Genomic DNA, 7,246 nt, shown 5'->3' with positions numbered 1-7,246 from the left:
CGCGGTGCCGGGGGTGCGCCGGTCCCGGGCGGCGCCGGTCCGGGTCCTCCGGTTCGGGGTCTCCAATCTGGGTCCTCCGGTCCGGGGTCTCCGGTCCGGGTCCGGCGGTCCGGGTCCGGCGGTCCCCGTGCGGCGCCGGTCAGCGGTCGAAGTCCAGCTCCACCTTCTCCGTCAGCGGGTGCGACTGGCAGGCCAGTACGTATCCGGACTCCGTCTCCTCCTTCTCCAGCGCGAAGTTGCGGTCCATGCGGACCTCGCCCGAGACCAGGAAGGCCCGGCACGTCCCGCACACCCCGCCCTTGCAGGCGTAGGGCGCGTCGGACCGGTTGCGCAGCACCGTCTCCAGCAGTGACTCGCCCTCCCGCACCGGCCAGGTGCCACCGCGTCCGTCCAGCCGCGCGGTGACGGTGCTGTGCGCGGGAGCCGAAGCGGTGACCACCGTGGCGCTCCCCGCGTCCACGTGGAAGATCTCCTGGTGGATCCGCGACCGGTCCACGCCCAGTACGCGCAGCGCCCGCTCCGCGTCCTCGACCAGCCCGTACGGCCCGCACAGGAACCAGCCCGCCACCCGCTCCGTCGGCATCAGCGCGGGCAGCAGCCGCACGAGCCGCTCCCGGTCCAGCCGGCCCGACGGCAGGCCCGCCTGCTGCTCCTCCCGGGAGAGCACGGTCACCAGCTGGAACCGCTCGGGGTAGCGGTCCTTCAGGTCGGCGACCTCCTCCAGGAACATCGTCGAGGCGGCCGTCCGGTCGCTGCGTATCAGGCAGAACCGGGCCGCGGGCTCGCGTGCCAGCAGCGTGGTGACGATGGACAGCACCGGGGTGATGCCGCTGCCGCCGACCACCGCCGCGTACAGCCCCGGCGCCGGGTCCAGAGTGAAGCGGCCCGCCGGGGTCATGACCTCCAGCTCGTCACCGACGGCGATCTCCTTCAGGGCGTACGAGGAGAAGGCACCGCCCTCGACCAGCCGCACCCCCACCCGCAGGGTGTCCGGGCCCCCGCCGGCCGGGTCTGGCGCGGGGGAGCAGATCGAGTAGGTGCGCCGGATCTCCGTGCCGTCGACCCGGCGGCGCAGCGCGAGATGCTGGCCGGGCCGGTGCCGGTACTCCTCGCGCAGCCCGGGCGGGACACTGAGGGTGAGGGCCACGGAGTCGTCGGTGAGCGGGTCGACCGCGGCCACCGGGAGCGGGTGGAAGCGTGCCATCACAACTCCTTGAAGTGGTCGAACGGTTCACGGCAGGCCAGGCAGCGGCGCAGCGCCTTGCAGGCGGTGGACGAGAACCGGCTCAGCAGCTCGGTGTCGGCCGAGCCGCAGTGCGGGCAGCGGACCGGCTCCACCGCGCCGTGCGTGCCGGTCTGCGTGCCGGTCTCGGTGCCGTGCGTGCGGGTCGGGCCGAGTGCCAGCGGGACCGGGCCGGAGGCGGCGTGCAGGCGCGGGGGCGCGATGCCGAACTCCTGGAGCTTGCGCCGTCCCTCGGGGGTGATGTCGTCGGTCGACCAGGCGGGCGTGAGCACGGTGCGGACGGTCACCTCACGCATCCCGTGGGCGCGCAGGGCCCGTTCGATGTCGAGGCTCATCGCCTCGACGGCCGGGCAGCCGGTGTAGGTCGGGGTCAGGTCGACGTCCACCGCGTCCGCGCCGTGCACGCGTACCGAGCGCAGTACACCCAGCTCCCGCAGGGTGAGCACGGGCAGTTCGGGGTCGGGCACCGCGCCGGCCAGCTCCAGCAGCTCCGCCTCCAGGGCGGTCGGGGTCACCATGACGCCCCCGGATGGCTGCGGGGCAGGTGCTGCATCTCGGCGAGCATCCGCCCGAACGGTTCGGTGTGCAGGCCCTGCCGGCCGGCGCCGGCCGCCCAGGCCCCGGTGCGCGGTCCCTGGGGGACCGTGAGGGTGGCACGGACGAGCACGTCGCCGACGTACTCCAGCCAGCGGGTCTCCAGCGCCGGCCAGTCGGCGTCCAGGCCCTCCACCGGCTGGAACATCTCGCCGGTGAACCGCCACAGCGCGTCGCAGGCCCGCTGCATCCGCTCGTGACTGGTCGGCGTGCCGTCACCGAGCCGCAGCGTCCACTGCTCGGCGTGGTCGCGGTGGTAGGCGACCTCCTTGACCGCCTTGGCGGCGAGCGGCGTGAACGGGCCGTCCCCGGTCGCCAGTTCCCCGTAGAGCAACTGCTGGTAGACGGAGAAGTACAGCTGGCGGGCGATGGTGTGCGCGAAGTCGCCGTTCGGCTGCTCGACGAGCTGGAGGTTGCGGAAGGCGCGCTCCTCGCGGAGGTAGGCCAGGTCGTCCTCGTCACCGGCGAGTGACAGCAGCACCCGCGCCTGGCCGAGCAGGTCCAGGGCGATGTTGGCGAGGGCGACCTCCTCCTCCAGGACCGGAGCGTGCCCGGCCCACTCCCCCAGGCGGTGGGAGAGCACCAGGGCGTCGTCGCCGAGGGCGAGCGCGGCGGTCACCGGGACGGCGGCCGGGCCGGCGGGGGTCACCGGGTCGGGGGCGGGGCCGGTGGCGGTCACAGGTGCTTCACCCCTTCCGGGATCGCGTAGAAGGTCGGGTGCCGGTAGGGCTTGTCGGCGGCCGGCTCGAAGAACGGGTCCTTCTCGTCCGGTGACGACGCGGTGATCGAGGCGGCCGGCACCACCCAGATCGAGACGCCCTCGCCGCGCCGGGTGTACAGGTCGCGGGCGTTGCGCAGGGCCAGCTCGGCGTCGGGGGCGTGCAGGCTGCCGGCGTGGGTGTGGGAGAGGCCGCGCCGGGAGCGCACGAAGACCTCCCACAGCGGCCAGTCGGTGGTGCTCATGCGCGCGTCGCTCCCCTCTCACCGGCGGTGCCGGTGTGCTTGGCCGCGTAGGCCGCGGCCGCTTCCCGTACCCATGCGCCCTCGTCGTGGGCGCGCCTGCGCTGGGTGATCCGCTGTTCGTTGCACGGGCCGTTGCCCTTGAGGACGTCCCAGAACTCGGTCCAGTCGATCGCGCCGAAGTCGTGGTGGCCCCGCTCCTCGTTCCACCGCAGGTCCGGGTCGGGAAGGGTGAGGCCCAGCGACTCGGCCTGCGGGACGCAGATGTCGACGAAGCGCTGGCGCAGCTCGTCGTTGGAGTGACGCTTGATCTTCCACTCCATCGACTGCGCGGAGTGCTGGGACTCGTCGTCGGGCGGGCCGAACATCATCAGGGACGGCCACCACCAGCGGTCCACCGCGTCCTGCGCCATCGCGTGCTGCTCGGGGGTGCCCTGGCTCAGCGCCAGCAGCAGTTCGTAGCCCTGGCGCTGGTGGAAGGACTCCTCCTTGCAGATCCGCACCATCGCGCGGGCGTACGGGCCGTAGGAGCAGCGGCACAGGGGGACCTGGTTGGTGATCGCGGCGCCGTCCACCAGCCAGCCGATCGCGCCGACGTCGGCCCAGGTCAGCGTCGGGTAGTTGAAGATCGAGGAGTACTTCTGGCGGCCGGAGTGCAGTTTGCCGAGCAGTTCGTCGCGGCTGGTGCCGAGGGTCTCGGCCGCGCTGTACAGGTACAGGCCGTGGCCGGCCTCGTCCTGGACCTTGGCCATCAGGATCGCCTTGCGCCGCAGGGAGGGCGCGCGGGTGATCCAGTTGGCCTCCGGCTGCATGCCGATGATCTCGGAGTGCGCGTGCTGGGCGATCTGCCGGACCAGCGTCGCCCGGTAGGCGTCGGGCATCCAGTCCCGCGGTTCGATGCGTTCGTCGGCGGCCACGGCCGCGTCGAAGGCGCCTCGGTAGGCCGCCGTGTCGACGGTGCCGGCGCCGTCCGCTTCCGTACGGGCCGTGCGCTGCGCGGCTGCTGTGGCCATGCGGTCCCCCTGACCTCGGGCTCTGCGGTGAGCACTGTCCGGTCGGGGCCGCCACCCATGTCCCGACCGATCGTTCGGTTCGTGCGCATCCATGGTGTGCCGGGCCGCCACGGGGTGTCAACCGCTGTGGAAAACTCGGCCGACCGCCTGTGGACGACGCCCGCGAGCTGGCCCGGGGACCGGCCTGGGGCCCGGGCCGCGCACGCTCCATGAGACCGGCTGGGCGAGGCCGGCACGCTGCCTGAGGCCGGCCTGGGCGGGGCCGGGCACGCTGCCTGAGTCCGGCCTGGGCGGGGCCGGGCACGCTGCCTGAGTCCGGCCTGGGCGGGGCCGGGCACGCCGCCTGAGGCCGGCCTGGGCGGGGCCGGACTCGCACCGCGTGGTGGGGCCCACCCGCGCCCGTCCCCTACCCGGGGCTGTGCCCGGTGCCCGGGGCTGAGTACCGTTCCGTCGAGCGGCCGAGACGTGGCGCTCGTGAGGCATGCGGCGCCTGTGCCGGGCGCGGCACAGGCGGGCCGTCCCGCCCGGCCGCACCGCTGGGCCGGGCGACCGGGCCGTACGACCGAGCGGGACGCATGACCGAGCGGACGAACCGACCGAGCGGGACGACCGAGCCGACCGCATGAGCCGAAACGGGGGACGGGACCACATGGACGCGTACGACGAGGACCCGACGGGCCCGCGGGCCCCGGACGGGTCGGCCGGGACGCGTCTCCCGGAGGAGACGCCGCGGCACGTGCCGCCCCCACCCCGTGCCGGGGTCGCCGCGCTCTCCCCCCGCTACCAGATCGGCGCGGCCCTGGCGCTCGCGGTCGTCGCCGTCGCCGCCTGCGTGCACGTGCTGATGGTGTTTCTCAGCCTCGCGCCCGCCAACACGGTGACCAAGCAGCACGGCAAGGCGATAGAGGAGTGGCTCTATCCGGAGTTCGAGCAGAACTGGAAGCTGTTCGCGCCGAACCCGCTCCAGCAGAACATCGCCGTCCAGGTGCGCGCCCAGGTGCGCCTGCGGGACGGCGGCGTGCGCACCACCGGCTGGACCGACCTCTCCGCCCAGGACGGCGCCGCCATCGACGGCAACCTGGTGCCCAGCCACACCCAGCAGAACGAGCTGCGCCGGGCCTGGGACTACTTCGTGGCCACGCACGGCGCCGACAACCGTGCCGTGGGCCTGCGCGGCTCTCTCTCCGAGCAGTACCTGCGGCGCATCGTGGTGATGCGCCTGTACCGCGACGATCCGACGAGCCGGGAAGGTGTGATCCAGCGCGTGCAGGTCCGCTCCAGCACGACCAACGTCCAGCCGCCGGCGTGGAGCCGTGAGCGGGTCTCCGGCAAGCCCGTCTACCGCCAGATGCCCTGGTGGTCCCTGACGGCCGACGAGGCGGCGGGAGGCGTGCGGTGAACGAGCTGTCCGTGGCACTGTCACGCGGCGTCGCCCGGGTCACCGAGGCGGCCCTCGGCCCCTACCAGAGCGCCGTGATCCGGATCGGCTTCTCGCTGACCTGGCTGCTCTTCCTGCTGCGCGAGTTCCCCCACCGCCGGGAGCTGTACGGTCCCACCGGCCCGTGGGGCTGGAACCTCGCCAAGCAGCTGACGGCCGACAACCACGCCTTCACGGCGCTGCTGTGGTCCGACAGCCGGCTCTGGTTCGAGTGCTGCTACACGCTGGCGATCCTCGCGAGCGCCGCCCTGCTGCTCGGCTGGCGCACCCGCACCGCCTCCCTGCTGTTCATGGTGGGCGTGCTGTCCCTCCAGAACCGCAGCGTCTTCGTCGGCGACGGCGGTGACAACGTCCTGCACCTGATGTCCTTCTACCTGGTGTTCACGCGCTGCGGCCAGGTGTGGTCCCTCGACGCGCGGCGCGCGGCCCGCGCCGGGGCGGCACGCGCGCGTGGCGAGCACGTGGCCGCCGACCGGGTTGGGCCGGTGCTGTGGGCGGTGCTCGGCGGGGCGCTCTGCACGGTCACGCTGACCGGCCGCTTCGACAACGGCTGGCTGGTCCCCGCGCTGCTGTGGACGGCCTGGGCGGCGTTCGGCCTGTGGTGGGCCGCGGGCCGCCGGCCGGCCTGGGACCAGCCCAGGATCCTGCTGGACGTCATCGCCAACGTCCTGCACAACGGAGCCCTGGCCGTGATCATGGCGGAGGCGTGCCTAATCTACGCCACGGCCGGCTGGTACAAGATCCAGGGCTCGCGCTGGCAGGACGGCACCGCCGTCTACTACCCGCTCCACCTGGACTACTTCTCGCCCTGGCCCGGACTCGCCGACCTGATGTCCTCCAGTGGGACGATCATGATGGTCGTGGCCTACGGGACCGTCATGGTGCAGGTCGCGTTCCCGTTCACCCTGTTCAACCGGCGGGTCAAGAACGTCCTGCTGGTGCTGATGATGACCGAGCACGCGGTGATCGCGGTCGTCCTCGGCCTGCCGTTCTTCTCGCTGGCGATGATCGCGGCGGACGCGGTGTTCCTGCCGACGGGCTTCCTGCGCCGGCTGGGCGGGCTGGTGACACGCGCGCGGGAACGGCTCGTGCGGCGCGGCGGCCGTACGGTGCCCCCGCCACGCTCCCCCGAGGAGGCCACGCCGGGCCGCGTAGGGTTCAGCGCATGACCGATCCCCTGGCCCGCTGGCGCGCACACGCGCAGGACGCCGTGCTGCTCGACGGCTTCCACGCGCTGAAGCACGCGCTGCGCTTCGGGGCCGAGGTGCCGGTCGCGGTCACCACCGACCGGGAGGCCGCGCTCGCTCTCGCCGAGGAGCTGGCCGGGGACGTACGGGACACGCTGGCCGCCCTGCTGACGGAGGTGTCCGGACCGGCGTACGCCGGTCTCGTCCCGCGCCCGCATCCCACCGGTGTGGCCGCGCTCGCCGTACGGCCCTCGCGCGCGGCCGGCCTGCGGGCGCTCACCCGCACGCCCCGCACCGCGCCCGTCGTGGTCCTGGACAACCCCCGCAACCTGGGCAACGCCGGTGCCGTGATCCGGCTGGCCGCCGGCTTCGGGGCCACCGGTGTGGTCACCACGGGCACGCTCGACCCCTGGCATCCGGCGGTGGTGCGCGGCGGCGCGGGCCTGCACTTCGCGACCACCGTGGAACACCTCGACGTCGCCGACCTGCCCGCCGGCCCGCTGTTCGCCCTCGACCCGGAGGGCGAGGACATCCGCGGCACCCGGCTGCCCGACGACGCCGTCCTGGCCTTCGGTTCGGAACGCACCGGTCTCTCCGCGGAGCTGCGGGCCCGCGCCGACCACCTGCTGCGCCTCCCGATGCGCCCTCAGGTCTCCAGCTACAACCTGGCCACCAGTGTGGCGATGACGCTGTACCACTGGAGCGCGAACGGCACCCCCGGGGACGCGCGCTAGCAGGGTGCCCCGGCCGGCCCGCTGTGCGCGCGGGGTCCCCGGGCCGTCGTCCGCTGCGACGGCCCGCGGCACCCGGC

At 73.8% G+C, this 7,246-nt stretch carries 8 protein-coding genes; 3 read left to right on the top strand and 5 right to left on the bottom strand.

Going from position 1 to position 7,246, the window contains the following annotated elements; all coding sequences use genetic code 11:
* Window positions 1-139: 139 nt before the first annotated feature.
* From ABZ117_RS09700 to paaA, 5 genes are read right to left on the bottom strand one after another with little or no spacing between them, the layout of a single operon-like run.
* Complete coding sequence (locus ABZ117_RS09700; RefSeq protein ID WP_356819022.1) at window positions 140-1,204, bottom strand: 2Fe-2S iron-sulfur cluster-binding protein; 1,065 nt, start codon at window positions 1,202-1,204, stop codon at window positions 140-142.
* Complete coding sequence (paaD, locus tag ABZ117_RS09695) at window positions 1,204-1,761, bottom strand: 1,2-phenylacetyl-CoA epoxidase subunit PaaD (protein ID WP_356819020.1); 558 nt, start codon at window positions 1,759-1,761, stop codon at window positions 1,204-1,206. The genes ABZ117_RS09700 and paaD overlap by 1 nt, the downstream gene beginning before the upstream one ends.
* Window positions 1,755-2,456 carry a 1,2-phenylacetyl-CoA epoxidase subunit PaaC gene (gene paaC, locus ABZ117_RS09690; RefSeq protein ID WP_356819375.1) on the bottom strand — a complete coding sequence of 234 codons (702 nt, stop codon included), beginning with the start codon at window positions 2,454-2,456 and terminating at the stop codon, window positions 1,755-1,757. The genes paaD and paaC overlap by 7 nt, the downstream gene beginning before the upstream one ends.
* 56 nt (window positions 2,457-2,512) lie before the next feature.
* A complete protein-coding gene (gene paaB, locus ABZ117_RS09685; RefSeq protein ID WP_356819018.1) occupies window positions 2,513-2,800 on the bottom strand; it encodes a 1,2-phenylacetyl-CoA epoxidase subunit PaaB in 288 nt (95 codons plus the stop codon).
* Window positions 2,797-3,810 (bottom strand): 1,2-phenylacetyl-CoA epoxidase subunit PaaA, encoded by a 1,014-nt coding sequence (paaA, locus tag ABZ117_RS09680; RefSeq protein WP_356819016.1) that lies wholly within the window; start codon window positions 3,808-3,810, stop codon window positions 2,797-2,799. Before paaA ends, paaB begins: the two co-directional genes overlap by 4 nt.
* A gap of 649 nt (window positions 3,811-4,459) precedes the next feature.
* On the opposite strand from paaA, the gene ABZ117_RS09675 reads away from it, so the two are divergent.
* From ABZ117_RS09675 to ABZ117_RS09665, 3 genes are read left to right on the top strand one after another with little or no spacing between them, the layout of a single operon-like run.
* Window positions 4,460-5,209 (top strand): DUF5819 family protein, encoded by a 750-nt coding sequence (locus tag ABZ117_RS09675; protein WP_356819373.1) that lies wholly within the window; start codon window positions 4,460-4,462, stop codon window positions 5,207-5,209.
* On the top strand, window positions 5,206-6,417 hold the full coding sequence (locus tag ABZ117_RS09670) for an HTTM domain-containing protein (protein ID WP_356819015.1): 1,212 nt from the start codon (window positions 5,206-5,208) through the stop codon (window positions 6,415-6,417). Before ABZ117_RS09675 ends, ABZ117_RS09670 begins: the two co-directional genes overlap by 4 nt.
* Window positions 6,414-7,169 carry a TrmH family RNA methyltransferase gene (locus tag ABZ117_RS09665; RefSeq protein WP_356819013.1) on the top strand — a complete coding sequence of 252 codons (756 nt, stop codon included), beginning with the start codon at window positions 6,414-6,416 and terminating at the stop codon, window positions 7,167-7,169. Before ABZ117_RS09670 ends, ABZ117_RS09665 begins: the two co-directional genes overlap by 4 nt.
* The last annotated feature ends 77 nt before the right edge of the window (window positions 7,170-7,246 follow it).

Origin of the sequence: Streptomyces sp. NPDC006309 (genome assembly GCF_040613095.1) — a bacterium.
Lineage (GTDB): Bacteria > Actinomycetota > Actinomycetes > Streptomycetales > Streptomycetaceae > Streptomyces.
Note: the sequence above shows the minus strand (reverse complement) of the source record. Positions and strands in the feature narration are given on the sequence as shown.

Excerpts from the sequence above, each read along its gene's own strand:
- ABZ117_RS09700 (WP_356819022.1), bottom strand. The coding sequence starts at position 1,204 with ATGGCACGCTTCCACCCGCTCCCGGTGGCCGCGGTCGACCCGCTCACC.
- paaD (WP_356819020.1), bottom strand. The coding sequence starts at position 1,761 with ATGGTGACCCCGACCGCCCTGGAGGCGGAGCTGCTGGAGCTGGCCGGC.
- paaB (WP_356819018.1), bottom strand. The coding sequence starts at position 2,800 with ATGAGCACCACCGACTGGCCGCTGTGGGAGGTCTTCGTGCGCTCCCGG.
- paaA (WP_356819016.1), bottom strand. The coding sequence starts at position 3,810 with ATGGCCACAGCAGCCGCGCAGCGCACGGCCCGTACGGAAGCGGACGGC.
- ABZ117_RS09675 (WP_356819373.1), top strand. The coding sequence starts at position 4,460 with ATGGACGCGTACGACGAGGACCCGACGGGCCCGCGGGCCCCGGACGGG.
- ABZ117_RS09665 (WP_356819013.1), top strand. The coding sequence starts at position 6,414 with ATGACCGATCCCCTGGCCCGCTGGCGCGCACACGCGCAGGACGCCGTG.